General features: G+C 62.1%; 13 protein-coding genes. 6 read left to right on the top strand and 7 right to left on the bottom strand.

The window, feature by feature from the left end:
- Positions 1-104: 104 nt before the first annotated feature.
- Both AF337_RS28490 and AF337_RS28485 read right to left on the bottom strand, forming a co-directional pair.
- Positions 105-1,265 (bottom strand): ABC transporter substrate-binding protein, encoded by a 1,161-nt coding sequence (locus AF337_RS28490; protein WP_049734862.1) that lies wholly within the window; start codon positions 1,263-1,265, stop codon positions 105-107.
- Positions 1,266-1,385: 120 nt separating this feature from the next.
- Positions 1,386-2,294 carry a LysR family transcriptional regulator gene (locus AF337_RS28485; RefSeq protein WP_049734791.1) on the bottom strand — a complete coding sequence of 303 codons (909 nt, stop codon included), beginning with the start codon at positions 2,292-2,294 and terminating at the stop codon, positions 1,386-1,388.
- 179 nt (positions 2,295-2,473) lie between these two features.
- On the opposite strand from AF337_RS28485, the gene AF337_RS28480 reads away from it, so the two are divergent.
- Entirely contained in the window at positions 2,474-3,226 is a 753-nt protein-coding gene (locus AF337_RS28480) for a hypothetical protein (protein WP_049734790.1), read from the top strand.
- A 204-nt stretch (positions 3,227-3,430) separates the two neighbouring features.
- On the top strand, positions 3,431-3,874 hold the full coding sequence (gene aac(6'), locus AF337_RS28475; RefSeq protein ID WP_425287903.1) for an aminoglycoside 6'-N-acetyltransferase: 444 nt from the start codon (positions 3,431-3,433) through the stop codon (positions 3,872-3,874).
- Between the two features lie 140 nt (positions 3,875-4,014).
- Here aac(6') and lysS read toward each other — a convergent pair whose 3' ends face one another.
- The 5 genes from lysS to AF337_RS28450 all read right to left on the bottom strand — a co-directional run bounded on the left by lysS (position 4,015) and on the right by AF337_RS28450 (position 9,716).
- Positions 4,015-5,511: a lysine--tRNA ligase gene (gene lysS, locus AF337_RS28470; RefSeq protein ID WP_049734789.1), complete on the bottom strand. Its 1,497-nt coding sequence runs from the start codon at positions 5,509-5,511 to the stop codon at positions 4,015-4,017.
- Between the two features lie 22 nt (positions 5,512-5,533).
- Positions 5,534-6,988, bottom strand: coding sequence for a glutamate--tRNA ligase (gltX, locus tag AF337_RS28465; RefSeq protein ID WP_049734788.1), 1,455 nt, complete (start codon positions 6,986-6,988; stop codon positions 5,534-5,536).
- Positions 6,989-7,234: 246 nt separating this feature from the next.
- A complete protein-coding gene (locus AF337_RS28460; RefSeq protein WP_049734787.1) occupies positions 7,235-7,984 on the bottom strand; it encodes a TerC family protein in 750 nt (249 codons plus the stop codon).
- A gap of 106 nt (positions 7,985-8,090) precedes the next feature.
- Positions 8,091-8,930: an AraC family transcriptional regulator gene (locus tag AF337_RS28455; RefSeq protein ID WP_049734786.1), complete on the bottom strand. Its 840-nt coding sequence runs from the start codon at positions 8,928-8,930 to the stop codon at positions 8,091-8,093.
- Positions 8,931-9,035: 105 nt separating this feature from the next.
- On the bottom strand, positions 9,036-9,716 hold the full coding sequence (locus AF337_RS28450; protein ID WP_049734785.1) for a TetR/AcrR family transcriptional regulator: 681 nt from the start codon (positions 9,714-9,716) through the stop codon (positions 9,036-9,038).
- Positions 9,717-9,867: 151 nt separating this feature from the next.
- Between AF337_RS28450 and AF337_RS28445 the strand changes: the two genes are divergently transcribed.
- The 4 genes from AF337_RS28445 to xylB all read left to right on the top strand — a co-directional run bounded on the left by AF337_RS28445 (position 9,868) and on the right by xylB (position 15,416).
- Positions 9,868-11,088 (top strand): HlyD family secretion protein, encoded by a 1,221-nt coding sequence (locus tag AF337_RS28445; protein ID WP_049734784.1) that lies wholly within the window; start codon positions 9,868-9,870, stop codon positions 11,086-11,088.
- A 27-nt stretch (positions 11,089-11,115) separates the two neighbouring features.
- Positions 11,116-12,714, top strand: a complete 1,599-nt coding sequence (locus AF337_RS28440) for a DHA2 family efflux MFS transporter permease subunit (RefSeq protein ID WP_049734783.1) — start codon at positions 11,116-11,118, stop codon at positions 12,712-12,714.
- A 205-nt stretch (positions 12,715-12,919) separates the two neighbouring features.
- Positions 12,920-13,942, top strand: coding sequence for a LacI family DNA-binding transcriptional regulator (locus AF337_RS28435; RefSeq protein WP_049734782.1), 1,023 nt, complete (start codon positions 12,920-12,922; stop codon positions 13,940-13,942).
- 19 nt (positions 13,943-13,961) lie between these two features.
- Positions 13,962-15,416 carry a xylulokinase gene (gene xylB / locus AF337_RS28430; protein WP_049734781.1) on the top strand — a complete coding sequence of 485 codons (1,455 nt, stop codon included), beginning with the start codon at positions 13,962-13,964 and terminating at the stop codon, positions 15,414-15,416.
- Positions 15,417-15,590 lie beyond the last annotated feature (174 nt).

The raw sequence follows: 15,590 nt of genomic DNA, 5'->3' as shown, positions 1-15,590 counted from the left end.
AAGAATTCGGCGTTCAGTGAGGAGTGAGGCGGTGCCACCTATAGCCCCTCCCCCTTGTGGGGAGGGGTTGGGGAGGGGATTTTTACCCTACGAAGCGAGTCGGCTCACCGCCCGCCGATCACGCCGATATAATCCGACACCCAGCGATGATAGGGCACGCATTCGCTCTGCGTCGTGCATTTGGCGACTGGGGTCTTCCAGAACTTGATCTTGTCGAAGTGATCGAAGCCGTTGGTGGCGCAGCCGGCATCGCCCATCAGTTCGTTGCCCTTGCAGGCGGCGGGAACGGAGGGCACGGCGCCGAACCAGGCGGCGGCGTCGCCCTGGACCTTGGCCTGCAGCGAATGTTCCATCCACATATAGGCGCAGCTCGGATGTTCGCTGTCGGCGTGCAGCATGGTGGTGTCGGCCCAGCCGGTGACGCCTTCCTCCGGGAAGGTGGAGGCGATCTTCTGCTTGTCGGCCTGCAGCAGGTTGACCTGGAACGGCCAGGAGCCGGAGGCCACGACGCCTTCGTTCTTGAAGTCGTCGATCTGGATCATCGCGTCGTGCCAGTAGCGGGAGACGAGCTTGCGCTGGCCGCGCAACAGGTCGAGGGCGGCCTTGTACTGGTCCTCGGTCAGTTCGTAGGGGTCCTTGATGCCGAGATCCGGCTTGTGGGCCATTAGATACAGGGCGGCGTCGGCGATATAGATCGCGCCGTCATAGGCCTGGACGCGGCCCTTGTTCGACTTGCCGTCCGGCAGGGTCTCCTCCTCGAAGACGACCCTCCAGCTGGTCGGCGCCTTGTCCTTGAAGGCGTCGGTATTGTACATCAGCACATTCGGGCCCCAGAGATAGGGCACGCCGTAGTGCACGTCGCCGACCGTATACCATGGGCCTTTCTGCAGGCGTTCGTCGACGGTCTTGAAGCTCGGGATCAGATCGGTGTTGATCGGCTGGACACGCTTGCCGGCGATGAGTCGGAGCGAGGCGTCGCCCGACGCCGTGACGAGATCGAAGCCGCCCTCGTTCATCAGCGAGACCATTTCATCCGAGGTGGCGGCGGTCTTGACGGAAACCTTGCAGCCGGTCTCCTTTTCGAAATCGGTGACCCAGTCGTAGTTCTTGTCGGTTTCGCCGCGTTCGATATAGCCGGCCCAGGCGACGATGCTGACCGCTCCTTCGCCCTTGCCGAGCGCCTTCAGCGGTTCGGCGGCAATCACCTGCGTCGCGAAGCTCAGGCAGGCGAGCGCTGCCGTGCAGGATTTCAAGAGATGCGTCATCATCCGTCTCCCGGTCTGATGCCACTTTCCGTGGCGGTTTGTTCCCGAAGGAAAAGGTGATCCGAAAAGGTCGCTTTCGCAAATTCATTTATCAGAAAGGCGTTATCGGAAATTCCGATATCATCTGACGCGGCCGGAGCGCAGGCTTTCGGCGATACCGACGAAATCGCGGGCCGCCTGCGGCAGGCTGGAGCCCTTGCGCCAGACCATGCCGACCTGGACGACCGGCAACGATCCGGAGACGTCGCGGCTTTCGATCCGGTCGCCTTCGAGCGACCACGGGCGGTAGACGAGATCGGGCAGCAGCGCCACGCCGGCGCCTGTGGCCACCAGGCTGCGCACCGCTTCCACCGAGCGGGTGCGGAAGGCGACATGCGGGCGGGCGCCGAGGGCCGAGAGCAGTTTGCCGGTATTCTCCTCGATTTCGTCGACCGTCAGCATGATCAGCGGTTCGCGGGCGATGTCGGCGACCGAGATGATGTCGGCCGACACCAGCGGATGGCCCATCGGCAGCCAGAGGCGATAGGGTGAGGTTTCGAGGATCTCGGCTTGCAGCGCCATGCGGTCGCGCAGGTTCGAGATCACCATGACGGCGACGTCGAGTTCGCCGCCGACCAGGAGATGTTCGAGATAACCGCCATTGTCCTCAATGGCGCTGACCTCGATGCCCGGGCAGGCGCGCCGGTATCGCGCCAGGAGGTCGGAGAGCACGTAGCCGGCGACGAGCGAGGTGACGCCGATGTTCAGCGTGCCGGAAAGCGCGCTTTGCTGGCCGGAGAAGCTGGTGCGCGCATCGGAGACGGAGGCCAGGATCTTCGTCGCGTGACGCAGGAACTGGTGGCCGTTATGGGTGATGGTCAGGCCGCGCGGATGGCGCTCGAAGAGCGCAACGCCGAGGTCGGTTTCAAGCTCTTTCAGCGCCTCCGTCACCGAGGATTGGGAGATCGACAGGTTCTGTGCGGCGCGCGTTACCGACCCCTGTTCGGCGACGGCGACAAAATATTGAACCTGGCGAAGCGTGAAGGCCATCAGCGTTTAGAGCATGGCGCAACAGGCCATGGCAAGCGGCTGGAAAATGCGGACCTTTTTTGGTCTTTTCTCAAAATGGCGCGGGCTTCGCGCGCCCACTTAAACTTTCGGAAACGTCATTTCCCTAACATTATCAGCACTTGTCCTGCGTTGGAGTTTCAGATGGCGGAGCAGTTGGCGTGAAGGCCTTACTGCGCATGTTCCGGCCTTCCCGGAAATTGGCAATCATCATCGGTGGAGTCGCTCTTCTGGCGGGCGTTTCCGGCGGCGCGGCCGTTTATGTCGGCAAGGACAGGCTGATGAGTGCCGCTGGTGGTGGCTCCGGGCTCGAATGCAGCGACGTCAATCTGGTGACGATCCGCAAGCAGAACCACATCTGGGTGCGCAAATACATCAAGACCGAACCGACCGACGGGATGACGCGCGTCAGGACCGCGCTTCGTGTCGCCCAGGCCGTTTATGCGGCGCAGAAGCCGGATCTGGTCCAGGTGGTGGTGCTCGACGAGAACGGCCCGACATTGCGCGCCGACATTCGCGGCCGGGCGATCGGCGCCGATGTCGTCTATATCCCGCATCCCGACAAAACCGTTCCCGGCCTCGACGACAAGTCCTATACGGCGCGCTACTATGACGGCAGGGCCAGCGAAAACGGGCTGTTCTTCGGCGAGCGGATCGATCTGCCGGTGGATGAGATCGCCATGATCAGCGCCGGTTTCAAGGATCCCGAGGATTGCGTCGATCCGGTCGCGGTCGGCTCGACGACCAACGCGGCAAAGGGCAAGGAAAAGAAGTCCGCAGGCGGCACCCATGGCGCAGCGCCGGCTGCCGAGCCCGAAAGCGAAGCGGCGCCTGCCGCCGAGGGCGCCGGCGCCGATGCGGTGGCCGAGGCACCGGCCGAAGAGCCGCCGGCGGAAGCGCCAAAGACCCACTGAACAAACGGCATACAAAACGGAGCGCCGGCCGGCCCAGCCCCTAACCGAAATGTGGCATCCAAGCAGATACTGGTGCCCAATCCCCTTGTCGCATAGGTGTTTGGGGCGGTTTACTTGCTGAAGAATTTTGCGCACTCACCTGCCGCAAAACTGTCGCTTCAATTGAGCTTTTTGCGACAAGAGGGGGACCGCAATATGGAATCGATTATTGAGATTGCGACCATAAAAGATGTTGAGCCATGGGCGCAGCTTCGCGTTGAGCTGTGGCCGCATCGCTCGCTTGAATATCATCGCGCTGAGTTGGGCCGGGCGTTTCTTTCACAAAGTGGAGAAGCCATCGCGTTCATCGCCCGAAATGCTGCGAATGAAGCTGTCGGGTTTGCTGAGGCCACTTTGCGACATGATTATGTGAATGGATGCAGCAGCTCGCCCGTTCTATTCCTCGAAGGTATTTATGTTCGGCCCGCTGACAGGCGAAAGGGTATCGCACGATTGCTTTGCAATGCCGTTGCCGATTGGGGGAAGTCGCTTGGCTGTGTTGAGTTTGGCTCTGACGCGCGGCTTGAGAATTCAGCCAGCCATGCGCTCCATGCCGCTTTAGGATTTGAGGAGACACAGCGCGTCGTCTTCTTCCGAAAGCCACTGTAGGCCGGTGCCACCGTCCCCCGAGGATGGCTTGTCGCGAAACTCAGTTGGAGTCTCGCGACAGCTATTTGCTGCAGAAAGTATTCCACATCTGGGGCAGGACCGGCCGGCATTCCGCTTATGTTGGTGACGTTTTATTCCCGTCAATCGGCCTTGTTGCGGCGGGCCGGGAAGAGGATGACGTCGCGGATCGACGGGGCGTTGGTCAGCAGCATGATGAGGCGGTCGACGCCGATGCCGAGGCCGCCGGCGGGCGGCATGCCCTGGTCGATCGCGTCGAGGAATTCCTCGTCCAGCTGCTTTTCCTTTTCGCCGCGGGCATGCGCCTGTTCGAGCTGCTCGACCATGCGGCGACGCTGCTCTTCGGGATCGTTGAGCTCCGAGAAGGCGTTGCCGAGTTCCCAGGCGTTGCAATAGGTCTCGAAACGCTCGACGAGCCGCGGTTCGCCCGGCACTTCCTTGGCGAAGGGCGAGATGTCCTTCGGAAAATGCGTGACGTGAGATGGCTGGATCAGCGTCGATTCGACCTTCTCCTCGAAGATGAAGGCAAGGCATTCGCCCCAGGTCCAGTCCTTCTCGACCGCGAAGCCGGCAGCCTTGGCAGCAGTGCGTGCTTCCTCGTCGGTCTTGATGGCGAGGAAGTCGATGCCGGTCACTTCCTTGACGGCATCGGGCATCGGCACGCGCTTGAACGGCCCCTTGAAGGACAGGCGCTTGTCGCCGAAATCGAATTCGGTGGTGCCATGAATGGAGAGCGCCAGGGTCTCGAACAGCCGCTCGACGAGATCCATCATGTCCTCGTAATCGGCATAGGCCCAATAACACTCCATCATCGTAAATTCGGGATTGTGCCGGGTGGAGACGCCTTCGTTGCGGAAGTTCCGGTTGATCTCGAAGACCTTGTCGGTGAGGCCGGAGACCAGCGTGCGCTTCAGGAACAGTTCCGGCGCGATGCGCAGATACATGTCGAGCTTCAGCGTATTGTGATGCGTCTTGAACGGCTCGGCGGTGGCGCCGCCATAGATCGATTGCAGCATCGGCGTCTCGACTTCCATGAAGCCGTCATTTTCCATGAAGCGGCGGATGCCGGAAACGATCTTCGAGCGCTGCTGGAAACGAAGCTTCGAATCCTCATTGGTCAAGATGTCGAGATGGCGCTTGCGATAGCGCAGCTCGATGTCGGAGAGGCCGTGCCACTTCTCGGGCATCGGCAGCAGTGACTTGGTCAGCATCTCGATCTTCTGCGCGTTGATCGTCAGCTCGCCGCGCTTGGTGCGGCGCACGATGCCGGTGATGCCGATGATGTCGCCGATGTCGATCATCGGCAGCAGGGCGCGGGCCTCTTCCGGCGTCGTATCCTTATGGCTGAAGATCTGGATCTTGCCGCCGGCGTCGTGGATGTCCATGAACATGCCGGAGTTGCGCGAGGAATAAACGCGGCCGGCGACGGTGACGATGTCCTGCGTCTCGACGTCCGGTTCCAGAGATTCGTACCTGGCGCTAAGTTCGGTATTGGTCATCGTCCGGTGGAAATGCGCCGGGTAGACGTCGCCGATCTGCTCGCGCAGCAGCTTCAGCTTCTGGGCGCGCACCTCAGTCGCGTCGGAGGAAAGTGTGTTTTCGGTCTTGTTGTCAGCCACTGTCGAAATCCTCTGACTGTTCTTACTTCGAGCCGACGAGGGCGGCGACGGCTTGGGCTGCGAGCTTCAGGCGCTGGCGCACGACGGAGCGGCCGAGGATCGCCATGGAATCGAAGAGCGGCAGCGAACGCGACGAGCCTGATACGGCGACGAAGAGCGGCGAGACCACGACCTTCAGCTTCTTGCCCATGCGGTCGGCGATCGCGCGCAGCTCCGCCTCGATCGTCTCGACATTCCATTCCAGGATCTTTTCCAGATCCGGCTGCACCGTGTTGAGGATCTCGAGGATCTCCTCCGGCGGCGACTTGATCTTGGCGAAGTCGGAAGGCTGCAGGCCGAGATCGGACTTCAGCAGGAAGCCGGCGAGATCGGGCAGTTCGCCGAGCTTTGAAATGCGCGTCTGCGACAGGCGCAGACCGGCCTTCAGGCGGTCGTTTTCCATGGCCCAGCTCAGCACCCGCGCCTGGAACTCCTCTTCCGACAGTTTCTCGCGGATCCAGCGGCCGTTCAGCCAGTCGAGCTTCTGGATATCGAAGATCGCGCCGGCCTTGGAGAGGTTCTCGGGGTCGAACTTCTCGGAGAGCGCGTCGATATCGAGCAGCTCTTCACCCTCGGCGATCTGGATGAAGAACAGGCCGAGGAAGTTCATCAGCGCTTCCGGGATATAGCCGAGCGCGGAATAATAGGAGATCGAGGTCGGGTTCTTGCGCTTCGACAGCTTCGACTTATCGGCATTGCGCATCAGCGACAGATGCATGAAGACCGGCTGGTCCCAGCCGAAATAGCGATAGAGCAGGATGTGCTTCGGCACCGAAGCCAGCCATTCCTCGCCGCGCGCCACATGGGTGATCTTCATCAGATGGTCGTCGATGACGTTGGCCATGTGATAGGTCGGCATGCCGTCGGCCTTGATCAGCACCTGCATGTCGACGGAATCCCAGGGGATGGAGACGTCGCCGTAGACGCCGTCGGTGAAGTCGCAGGAGCCCTCAGCCGGGATCTTCATGCGGATGACGGTCGTCTCGCCGGCTGCCATACGCGAGGTTACTTCCTCGGCCGTCAGGCTGAGGCAGAGGCCGTCATATTTCGGCGGCTTGCCGGCGGCGCGCTGCGCCTCGCGCATCTGTTCGAGGCGCGCGGGCGTGCAGAAACAGCGGAAGGCATGGCCCTTGTCCAGCAACTCCTCAGCGTAAGGCTGGTACATCGGCTTGCGGTCGGACTGGCGATAGGGGCCGTAAGGACCGCCGATATCGGGGCCTTCCTTCCATTCCAGCCCGCACCATTTCAGGGCGTCCAACACCTTGGTCTCGAATTCCGGGGTCGAGCGCGTCGCGTCGGTATCCTCGATGCGCAGGATGAACTCGCCGCCGTGCTTCTTGGCGAAAAGGTAGTTGAAGAGAGCGATGTAAGCGGTGCCGACATGCGGCTCGCCGGTCGGCGAGGGAGCGATGCGGACGCGGACGCCGGAAGTTGTCATTGGTATGGCCCGTCAATGAACGCCGGACGGCTTTCCAGGGAAAGCGACGTTCGGCCGGAGGATGCAGATATCTTCATCGGCAAACCGGCCGAAAAAGGGCATGCGCCCGCACTATCCGCCGATCGTCCGTTCGGCTGGCCTTAGGCCATATTCAACCGGGCGCGTCAAGAAAAACCACGTCTGCAAAGGCCCGAGGGCGGTGAGCGGGACGGCGCGCCGGTTGCGACGCGCTGTCCCGCTTCAGTCTCAGTGGGCGCCGTCGCGTTTCCGGTTGCGGGCGTTGCGCGCGATCATGTTCAGCACTTCGACCGCTGCCGAGAAGGCCATGGCGGCGTAGATGTAGCCCTTCGGCACATGGAAGCCCATGCCTTCGGCGATCAGCGTCGTGCCGATCATCAGCAGGAAGGCGAGCGCCAGCATGACGATCGTCGGGTTCTTCTCGATGAAGTTGGCAAGCGGGTTGGCGGCAACCAGCATGACGGTGACGGCGGCGATGACGGCAATCACCATGATCGGCAGATGCGGCGTCATGCCGACGGCGGTGATGATGCTGTCGACCGAGAAGACGAGGTCGAGCAGCAGGATCTGGCCGATCGCCGATGCAAAACCCGTCGTGACGGATGTCGCGATGAAATCCTCCTGATGGTCTACAGGATCGACGGTGTGGTGAATTTCCTTGGTGGCTTTCCAGACGAGGAACAAGCCGCCGGCGATCAGGATCAGGTCCTTCCAGGAAAAGCCGTGGCCGAAGGCCTCAAACAGCGGCTCGGTCAACTGCACGATCCAGGCGACGGTGCCGAGAAGAGCCAGGCGCATGACCAGCGCCAGACCGATACCGATCTTGCGGGCCTTCTCCCGGTGCTCGGGCGGCAATTTGTTGGTGAGAATGGAAATGAAGATCAGGTTGTCGATCCCGAGAACGACTTCCATCACCACCAGCGTGATGAGCGCCACCCAGGCGGCCGGATCCTGAATGAGCGTCATGATTTCCTGCATCAGCGTATATCCCTCTTGCGTCACATGATTGGATGACGCGCGCAATGTAGTGTCGGCGGCCTGCCACGCAAGCGCCGCAAGGGGGTATACGAAATTGGTGTGACTTTTATTCCTTGATCGGCAACCAGATTTCGGTGACGCCCATGCCGGTATGGGGATCGAAGCGTTCGTCGTAACGCTCGAACATGTCGGGCAAGGCGCCGTGTTCCAGGCCGGAGGTCGGCCACCATGTGCCGAAAATCCGGTTCATGGTCACGGAAATGCCGGAGACATGGCCGCGATGGGTGAAGACGACGTAGCGCTGCCCTGGAAGCTTGAGCGTTGCAAAATCCGCCGGCAGATCACCGGCGTCGGAGATCTCGACCGCGGCCATATAGCGGAATTTCTCCGCTTCGCCGTCGATATGCGTGCAGATGCCGTAGGCGACGTTGCCTTTCTGGCCTGATATATGGCCGAAATGGGCATTGAACTTCTGCCAGAGAGAGGGAATGGCGGCATTGCCGCCATAGGGATAGATCTCCTGCAGGCCGGCTAAGAGCATCGGCGGCAGGGTTTCGAAGCGGGGCGGTTCGAGGTCGTTGAGGTGGGCGGGGTCCATTCTGATCGGCTCCAGCAAGGCAAGGTTACGGGCGTGCCCCTGTTTGCGCACAGCATCCGGCGTCATGCCGAACTGGTCGCGGAAGGCACGGGTGAAGGCTTCGTGTGAGCCGTAGCCCGCACAAAGCGCAACCTCGAGAATGGTGGATGAACCGCCGACAAGCGCGGGCACGGCGCGGCTGAGGCGCCGCCCTCTGATATAGCCGCTGATCGAGTGGCCGGTGACCAGCCCGAAGACGCGCGACAGATGGTAGCGCGACAATCCGGCTGCTTCCGATATCTCTTCCAGCGACAGATCGCTTTCGAAATGGCTCTCTATGAACCATATCGCCCGTGCGATGGCGCTCATTCCTACTCCCCTGGTTGCGGCTTCTTCCTTAGAAAAAAGTCGGCAGCCGGGTTTGATCGTTGTTGCGGAGTTTCGGCCGAAGGGAAGCGACCGTCAAGGATGCAGTCAGCCGGCGCCGTGCCGGCGCGCGCCGTAGGCGGCCATGAAGACGTGGATCGCGCCGCGGATGACGCGGTCGATTTCCTCGCGGGACGGGGGCTCTTCCATGCTTCCGAACAGGCGGAGCTTGAAGAAGCTGCCGCTGGCGAGATCGAGGAACTGGCCGGCGGCCAGATCGATCTCGTCGATCTTGAGCGTGCCTTCGGCGACGTGCCGTTCGAGGAAGTCGCGCATGATGGTGCGCAGGTTTACCGGGCCCTTGAAGAAGCGTTGACAGAGCACCGGCATGCGGTCGCGCACGCCGAGAACGGTGCGCATCGCATTGATGACCTTTTCGTCGGTCATGTGGGTGACGAAGCTTATCCCGAATTCGTACAGGCCGGCTTCAGGATCGTCATGTTCGGCTAGGGCGGTGCGCACGGCGGCCACGAAGGCGGCGCGCTCGTCCTCGATCATCGCCGAAAACAATTCTTCCTTATTGGTGAAATAGACGTAGAGCGTGCCCTTGGAAACGCCGGCCTCGCGCGTCACGTCGTTCATGCTGGCGGCGTCGAAGCCCAACTTCATGAAGACGCGCTTGGCGCCGGCGAGAATCTGCTGGCGCTTGGCCGGATCTTCGCCCGCGGCAAATCGGCCTCCTCCGACGGGGGGACTGAAGACGGCGGCGTGGTCGGGTTTCAGCGTCATGTCTCTTTAACCGTGTTCACGGTTTCGTATTTTCTTTAAAGAAATCGAACCGATTGGTTCTATACATCTTGATATGACGGTAAAACAGGTTTAAGTCAACTGAACCGAACCGTTCAGTTCGATTATTTACTCCAAGATCGGTAAAGTGGTCATGTCGAGCAACCAGAAAAGCAACGTCGCGCGGATCGTCAGCGAAAATGCCGGAGCCGAAGAGGTAAAGGCCGAAGTCGCAAGCGTTGCCGAGGCGCCGACGGCGGAAGCCCGCGAGAAGCCGTCTGCGCCTGCGCAGTCAGCGCCGGCTTCAGCTCCGGTCGCTGCACCTGCAGCTCCGAAGAAGCGCCGCAGCCCGGTGCTGCCGATCGTCGTGCTCGCCATTCTCGCGGGCGGCGGCTGGTATGGTTACGAATGGTGGACGAACGGCCGCTTCATGGTGTCGACCGACGACGCCTATATCGAGGGCGATATCGCAACGATTTCGCCGAAGGTCACGGGCTACGTCGCTAGGGTGAATGTGGTCGCCAATCAGGAAATCAAAGCCGGCGACGTGCTCGCCACGCTTGATAACGGCGACTATCAGAACGCCCTCGATCAGGCGCAGGCCCAGATCGCCACCGAACTGCTTTCGCTGCAGCGCATCGACGCGCAGATCGAAGGCGCCGATGCCAGCCTTGCGCAGGCGCAGGCGCAGAAGGTGGCACTCGAAGCGGCCGTTCGCGGTGCCGAGATTACCCAGAAGCGCCAGAGCGAGTTGCAGGCGAAGTCGGTCGGCACCGCCGCCGATCTCGACAATGCCAATATCGCGCTCGACCAGGCCAAGGCCAATCTTGCCGGCGGCGACGCCAACATCACCGCCGCGCAGGCCAACATCACCATTCTCCAGGCCCAGCGCAAGGAGGCCGAAGGCTCGGTCCGGTCGCTGGAAATCTCGCGCGACAAGGCCGCCCGCGACCTCTCTTTCACCGTGCTCAAGGCGCCTTATGACGGCATCGTCGGCAATCGCTCGGTCCAGGAAGGCGATCTCGTTTCGCCCGGCCAGCGGCTGATGGCGCTCGTTCCGGTGCATGAGCTCTATATCGACGCCAACTTCAAGGAAACGCAGATCCAGCATCTGGTTCCCGGCTCGAAGGTCAACGTCCATGTCGACGCCTATAGCGACCATCCTGTCGTCGGCACCGTCGAATCGATCTCGCCGGCATCCGGCTCGGTCTTCTCGCTGCTGCCGCCGGAAAATGCCACGGGCAACTTCACCAAGGTGATCCAGCGCGTGCCGGTGCGCATCGCGCTGCCGCAGGACGCGCTCGACAGCGGGCGCCTGCGGGCGGGCCTCAGCGTCGTCGTCGACGTCGATACCCGCACGGCGCCGAGCAAGTAAGCCTTTAGACAAGACCGAGGTTCTCCGATGGCCGGAAGCGCGACAGCAACAGCGGGGACGATTCCGGCAGCGCCCGCCCACGCCGACGAGCGCATGGATCCGAGGAAGCTCATCGCCTTCTTTGCGATGGTGCTCGGCATGTTCATGTCGATCCTCGACATCCAGATCGTCTCGGCCTCGCTTGCCGAAATCCAGGCCGGCCTTTCGGCGGGCAGCGACGAAGTCGGCTGGGTCCAGACGGCCTATCTGATCGCCGAAGTGATCATGATCCCGCTTTCGGGCACGCTGGCGCGCATCATCTCGACGCGGTATCTCTTTGCGATCTCGGCCGCCGGTTTCACCATGGCGAGCGCGCTCGCCGCCACGGCGACGAATATCGACCAGATGATCGTCTACCGCGCCATTCAGGGTTTTATCGGCGGCGGCATGATCCCGTCGGTGTTCGCGGCCGCCTTCACCATCTTCCCGGCGTCGAAGCGCAGCATCGTTTCGCCGATCATCGGCCTGATCGCGACGCTCGCGCCGACCATTGGCCCGACCGTCGGCGGCTATCTCAGCCACGCCTTCTCCTGGCACTGGCTGTTCCTCGTCAATATCGTTCCCGGCATCGTCGTTACGATCGTCACCTGGAACTTCATCGATTTCGACAAGCCGGAACTGTCGCTCTTCAAGAAGTTCGACTGGTGGGGACTGATTTCGATGGGCATCTTCCTCGGTACGATGGAATATGTGCTCGAAGAGGGCAATTCGAACGACTGGTTCAACGACAGTTCCATCGCGATTGCCGCCGTAGCCTCCTGCGTTGGAGCAATCGTCTTCTTCTATCGCGCCTTCACGGTGGAGTTCCCCGTCGTCGATCTCAAGGCCTTTGCGAACCGGAATTTCTCCTTCGGCTCGATCTTCTCCTTTGTCATGGGCATCGGCCTCTACGGCCTCACCTACATCTACCCCGTCTATCTCGGTCGCATCCGCGGCTATGATTCGCTGATGATCGGCGAGACGATGTTCGTCTCCGGGCTTGCGATGTTCTTCACCGCGCCGATCGCCGGCAAGCTGTCGACCAAGATGGACCTGCGCCTGATGATGGTGATCGGTTTCGCCAGCTTCGCCGCCGGCACATACATCATGATCCACCTGACGGCGGATTGGGATTTCTACGAGCTCTTCATTCCGCAGATCCTGCGCGGTTTCGGGCTGATGATGTGCATGGTGCCGATCAACAATATCGCGCTCGGCACGATGCCGCCCTCGCGCATCCGCGGCGCGTCCGGCCTGTTCAACCTGACCAGAAACCTCGGCGGCGCCGTCGGCCTCGCCGTCATCAACACCGTGCTCACCAACCGCCAGGACGTGCATTACGAGCGGCTGCGGGAGAATATGGACTGGGGCAATCCGGCGGCCATCGATCAGATGAACAACATGGCCGCCAATTTCAACAGATACGGCATGGATGGCGCCTCGGTCGCGATCAAGCAGATGGTCGGCCTTGCCACCAAGCAGGCGGTGATCCTCTCCTTCAGCGATATCTTCCTGATCCTGACCGCGCTTTTCGTTGCGATGATCTTCGGTGTCGCCATGATCAAGAAACCCGCGCCGCAAGGCGGGGGAGGCGGTGGCGGCCACTGACCTCCGGCCTGCCGCCCCTTGAAAAGGCCCTCTCCGGAGGGCCTTTTTGCTTGCCGCTTTCCGGCCGCTATGTCATCAGCATCTAATCCTCTGTGGGACGGTCCGAAGCGGACCGGTGTCAGAAAAACAGTGCGCCAATCGGCCCGTTCGATTTTTTGATTTACGTACATCAAATTTGGCGCTAATGGTCTCGTCAGGAGGAATGATGAGGCCAACAGTTCACGATATCGCCGCCGCTGCCGGGGTCAGTCTTGCGACAGTAGACCGGGTTCTCAACCAGCGCCCAGGCGTACGCCATGTCACGCGGGCGAAGGTCGAGACCGCTATCCGCGAGCTCGGTTATATCAGAGACGTGGCTGCCGCCAATCTTGCCAAGGGGCGCACCTATCCGCTGGTCTTCATCCTGCCGGCGAGCGACAATTCCTTCATGCATGGGCTGAATGCCGAGATCCGGCAGGCGGTCCTGCGCTCGCCGGCCGAGCGCACCGATATCCGCATTATCGAGGTGCCGGCCTTCGATCCGGCCGCCCTCGTCGCCGTGCTCGAGGGGCTTTCCCGGGAAAGACCTTGCGGCATTGCGATGGTGGCGACCGATGCGCCTGAAGTGCGCGCCGTCGTCGACAAGCTGGTGCGCGAGCGCTTTCCCATCGTCACCCTAGTTTCCGATCTCACCGGGTCGCTGCGTCATCATTATGCCGGTGTCGACAATATCGCGGCCGGCCGCACGGCGGCGCGTCTGCTCGGCCGCTTTCTCGGGCCGCGAAAGGGCGAGATCGCCGTGCTCGCTGGTTCCATGCTGGTGCGCGACCATCGCGAGCGGCTGGAAGGCTTTGCCTCCGTCATGGCCGCGGAATTTCCCGATCTTGCCGTCCTGCCGGTTCTCGAAGGCCGCGACGATCCCGAAGTCGCCCATAGGCTCGTTGCCGATGCGCTCGGGAATGCCGGCATCGTCGGCGTCTACAGCCTCGGCGCCGGCAATCGCGGCCTCATCCGGGCACTGAAGGAGAAGGCCGTCGACCGGACATTGACCGTGATTGCCCACGAACTGACCGCCTACACCCGCGCGGCGCTCATCGACAACACGATCGATGCGATCCTCAATCAGGACGCTGGCCATGAGGTGCGCAGCGCCATCCGCATATTGAAAGCCAAGGCGGACGGGCTTGCCGTCATCGACGCGCAGGAGCGCATCCGCCTCGACATATTCGTGAAAGACAATCTGCCGTAACGGCAAAGGAGAAGACCTCATGTATCTCGGTCTCGATCTCGGAACCTCCGGTGTCAAGGCGATGCTGATCGACGGCGATCAGAAGATCGTCGGCTCGGCCAATGGTTCGCTCGACGTCTCGCGTCCGCATTCCGGCTGGTCGGAGCAGGAGCCGTCCCATTGGGTGCGTGCCACCGAAGAGGCCGTCGCCGGACTAAAGGCGAAACACCCGAAGGAGCTTGCCGCGGTCAAGGGCATCGGCCTTTCCGGCCAGATGCATGGCGCGACGCTCATCGATGCCGCCGACAAGGTGCTGCGCCCCTGCATCCTCTGGAACGACACGCGCAGCCATGTCGAGGCTGCGGCCCTCGATGCGGATCCGCGCTTTCGCGCCCTCACCGGCAATATCGTCTTCCCCGGCTTTACGGCGCCGAAGCTCGCTTGGGTCGAGAAGCATGAGCCCGACATTTTCTCCAGGATCGCCAAGGTGCTCCTGCCGAAGGACTATCTGCGTCTTTGGCTGACCGGCGATTATATTTCCGAAATGTCGGATTCGGCCGGCACCTCCTGGCTCGACACCGGCAAACGCGCCTGGTCGGCCGATCTGCTCGCCGCCACCCATCTTTCCAAGGAGCAGATGCCGGCGCTTGTCGAAGGCACCGAGCAGGCCGGTACGCTGCGGCCCGAACTGGCGGCGCAATGGGGCATATCAGGTGATGTCGTCGTTGCGGGCGGCGCCGGCGACAATGCCGCATCGGCCTGCGGCATGGGGACCGTCAGCGATGGCGCCGCCTTCGTCTCGCTCGGCACGTCGGGCGTGCTTTTTGCCGCCAACGGCACCTATCTGCCGAAGCCGGAAAGCGCTGTGCATGCTTTCTGCCACGCACTGCCGAACACCTGGCACCAGATGGGCGTCATCCTGTCGGCCACCGATGCGCTCAACTGGCATTCCGGGGTCACCGGCAAGTCGGCTGCCGATCTCACCGGTGAGCTCGGCGAGACGCTGAAGGCGCCGACCGGCGTCACCTTCCTGCCTTATCTGTCCGGCGAGCGTACGCCGCACAATGATGCCGTCATCCGCGGCGCCTTCATCGGCCTCGAACATGAAAGCAGCCGTGTCGTTCTCACCCAGGCGGTGCTCGAAGGTGTGGCCTTTGCCATCCGCGACAATCTCGAAGCGCTGCGCTCGGCCGGCACCGGCATCTCCCGTGTCACCGCAATCGGCGGCGGCTCGCGCTCGCATTACTGGCTGGCGTCGATCGCCACGGCGCTCGGCGTTCCGGTCGACCTGCCGGCCGATGGCGATTTCGGCGCGGCCTTCGGTGCCGCCCGCCTCGGCCTGATCGCGGCAACGGGGGGCGATCCGATCGCCGTCTGCACGCCGCCGGTCACCTCAGGCACGATCGAGCCGGTGTCGGCGCTGAGCGGCGCTTACGAGGATGCCTATACGCGTTACCGCGCGCTTTATCCGGCGATCAAGTCGCTGGCGCATTGAAAGTTTCAGCCAGCGGCCCCCTCATCCGACCCTTCGGGCCACCTTCTCCCCGAGGGGAGAAGGGAAAAGAGGCGCCGCGGCGAACCTCTTCTCCCCTCGGGGAGAAGGTGCCGGCAGGCGGATGAGGGGCCTCTGGCGTAGACCATCAATTCAGAACTTCGAAAAGACACGAAC

It is taken from the genome of Rhizobium ecuadorense, assembly GCF_001187535.1.
GTDB classification, from domain to species: Bacteria; Pseudomonadota; Alphaproteobacteria; order Rhizobiales; family Rhizobiaceae; genus Rhizobium; species Rhizobium ecuadorense.
The sequence above is the reverse complement of the archived record's forward strand: the minus strand, read 5'-3'. Positions and strand labels throughout refer to the sequence as shown.

Bases quoted from the DNA above. Each gene is read 5' to 3' on its own strand.
- AF337_RS28490 (WP_049734862.1), bottom strand. From the start codon at position 1,265: ATGACGCATCTCTTGAAATCCTGCACGGCAGCGCTCGCCTGCCTGAGC.
- AF337_RS28485 (WP_049734791.1), bottom strand. From the start codon at position 2,294: ATGGCCTTCACGCTTCGCCAGGTTCAATATTTTGTCGCCGTCGCCGAA.
- gltX (WP_049734788.1), bottom strand. From the start codon at position 6,988: ATGACAACTTCCGGCGTCCGCGTCCGCATCGCTCCCTCGCCGACCGGC.
- AF337_RS28460 (WP_049734787.1), bottom strand. From the start codon at position 7,984: ATGCAGGAAATCATGACGCTCATTCAGGATCCGGCCGCCTGGGTGGCG.
- AF337_RS28455 (WP_049734786.1), bottom strand. From the start codon at position 8,930: ATGAGCGCCATCGCACGGGCGATATGGTTCATAGAGAGCCATTTCGAA.
- AF337_RS28450 (WP_049734785.1), bottom strand. From the start codon at position 9,716: ATGACGCTGAAACCCGACCACGCCGCCGTCTTCAGTCCCCCCGTCGGA.
- AF337_RS28445 (WP_049734784.1), top strand. From the start codon at position 9,868: ATGTCGAGCAACCAGAAAAGCAACGTCGCGCGGATCGTCAGCGAAAAT.
- AF337_RS28440 (WP_049734783.1), top strand. From the start codon at position 11,116: ATGGCCGGAAGCGCGACAGCAACAGCGGGGACGATTCCGGCAGCGCCC.
- AF337_RS28435 (WP_049734782.1), top strand. From the start codon at position 12,920: ATGAGGCCAACAGTTCACGATATCGCCGCCGCTGCCGGGGTCAGTCTT.
- xylB (WP_049734781.1), top strand. From the start codon at position 13,962: ATGTATCTCGGTCTCGATCTCGGAACCTCCGGTGTCAAGGCGATGCTG.